Origin of the sequence: Allobosea massiliensis (assembly GCF_042655245.1) — a bacterium.
Lineage (GTDB): Bacteria > Pseudomonadota > Alphaproteobacteria > Rhizobiales > Beijerinckiaceae > Allobosea > Allobosea massiliensis.
In genome coordinates this window covers 1-2,137 of record NZ_JBHSLU010000126.1, presented here as the reverse complement: position 1 = coordinate 2,137, position 2,137 = coordinate 1, and the positions used below count along the sequence as shown (strand labels likewise).

At 64.5% G+C, this 2,137-nt stretch carries 2 protein-coding genes; both read left to right on the top strand.

Translation table 11 applies throughout. The features are described from left to right. On the top strand, window positions 1-1,131 hold a 1,131-nt coding region (locus ACFPN9_RS26830; RefSeq protein ID WP_377817928.1), incomplete at its 5' end, for an AAA family ATPase. A 391-nt stretch (window positions 1,132-1,522) separates the two neighbouring features. After that, on the top strand, window positions 1,523-1,648 hold the full coding sequence (locus ACFPN9_RS26825; protein ID WP_377817927.1) for a hypothetical protein: 126 nt from the start codon (window positions 1,523-1,525) through the stop codon (window positions 1,646-1,648). Window positions 1,649-2,137: the final 489 nt, after the last annotated feature.

Sequence of the window (2,137 nt, the reverse complement as noted above, 5' to 3'; positions counted from 1 at the left end):
AGGGCCCCGATCGGGGCCCTCGCCATATCCGCCGCTCACCAACGCCAGTGGCCTGCTTTTACTCCGCCACGATGGCCTGGAATCCGACCGCCGTTGACAGAGAAGCCTCTCCAGCCGCTGCGGGTGTGGATCTACAACGGCGAGGAGCCGATTGACGAGATCGACCGCCGGATCAAGGCGGCGGCCATGGCGCAGAAGCTCGACCACGAAGCGTTGAAGGGGCGGCTGTTCGTGAACTCGGGACGCAGCGCAAGCCGCATCAACCTCTCCAGCGGAACGGACAAGGCGCGGCTGGAGGTTAACGAGCAGTTGGTCCGGAGCCTCGTCGACAGCATCGCTGGCAAGATCGACGTCATCATCGTCGATCCGTTCATCTCGACCCACTCGGTCTCTGAGAACGACAACACTGGCATCGACATGATGGTGAAGGCCTGGGCGCGGATCGCCGAGCAGGGCAAATGCGCCGTCCACCTCGTGCACCATGCCTCAAAGGGCGGCAGCAGCGACAGCGCCGACGCCAGCCGCGGAGCGAGTTCGCTTGCAGCGGCCGCGCGGTATGTCCGCAACCTCTCGCAGATGGGCACCAAGGACACCGAGAGGCTCGGAGTCAGGGATGGCGGTGCCCAGCGCTATGTGGCGATCAGGGCGACCAAGCAGAACAACTCGGGCGAGAGCGCCGCCAACTACGTCAAGCTCTCCTCGGTAGCGATCGGGAACGATCCCGATCCGAAGAATCCCGGCGACATCGTCGGCGTGGTCGAGCCGTTCGCCCCGGAGATCGAGCAGTACGGGCTCGATGACATCGTCTCGGCGGCGCTGGACGCGCTTGCCAGCCTCGAGACGCAGTATGTCTACAGCGCCAACTCTCCTGACTGGTTCGGATATGCGATTGCCGAGGAACTCGGAGCCGACGGCAAGATCCACAGGAAGGACATCGAGAGCGTCATTGACCTGATGCTGCGCACCCGCGTCATCGAGATTTATAACAGGCCGGGCAAGAACGGTCGCAAGCGCGATTGCGTAAGACCCGTGGGAATCTACGCGTCGGCGGCAGGCTCGCTGGCTCCGGCAGCCTTGCTACCTTCCAAGGATGAGAGCGAGGCCGGCCTGGAGGCGGCGCCGTCGCCGTGAATGCGCGCTCGCTCCCGCTCGGCCCTGTACGCCGGGCGGGAGCGAGGCTCCGCCAGAACAGCCCGGCTTCTCTGGCGGAGACGGCCTGTCCCCCCAGAGACATTCATGGCGGGGTCTCTTCTTCCTCGCGCCCATACTCGCGCGGCGTCAGCCACGGTGAGGAAAAGCCGCGCCTTCCGCCGCCTCTGTCGTTGGACTGCGACTGATAACCGTTCACGGTAACGTCCCGGACTGCCATCCTTCCCTCGCGCTCCCGTCAAACAGAATCTTCCGTTGGCGGCGTCAGGGTTTCTGCCAACAGATAGATCAGTCGGAAGGCTGCATAGCCTTCCGACTGATCTGGTACGATGATCGTCCCCGACTCCCAGGCTCGCTCGGGAGCGCGACGCTCATGCGCGCGATGATCGATGAGCGGCTCGGCGGGGTCGCTGCGGTTGGCCCGTATGGTGCCGAGGGGCCGCTCGGCAGCCACGACCAAGATCGCATCGAGACATCCACCACCACCGCCCACCCCTGAAGGGGGTGGGCGGTGGTGGTGGATGATCAGATAGCGAGCGTTAGCGTCCAGGTTTGGCGGCCCCCCGAAGAATGAAGGCGCGAGGGAATGCGATGGCCTCGCGCGTGAACCTGGCCAACAAGACAGGAGTCGGCTTTCCATGGAAGAGAGGCGCGAGGGGAAAATATCTCCCCGTTCGGAATCTCGGAGCCATGCAACATCCCTTGCAGGCGTTCGGCCGACCCGCCGCGATCCTGGCCGGCATCCGTGTCGGGAACAGTCATCGGGGGGCGCGAGGGAAAAGGGAGCTAGAATGGTCCAAACGTAGCTTCCCTGCTTTCCGACCCGGTCAAGACGCGGCGAGGATCCCTCATGTTTTCCTGTTTGAGACGGAGCTTGCCCGTGAGCATCGGGTCGTGTCCCTGATGGTGGTGTAGCTTCGCGGAGCAACCACGATGCCGGCTTTGGCCGGGCTGGTCAGGCGGCCCCGGCTGGCAGGCTGACGATGGG

Coding starts and splice junctions, on each gene's coding strand:
- ACFPN9_RS26825 (WP_377817927.1), top strand. CDS start 1,523: ATGCGCGCGATGATCGATGAGCGGCTCGGCGGGGTCGCTGCGGTTGGC.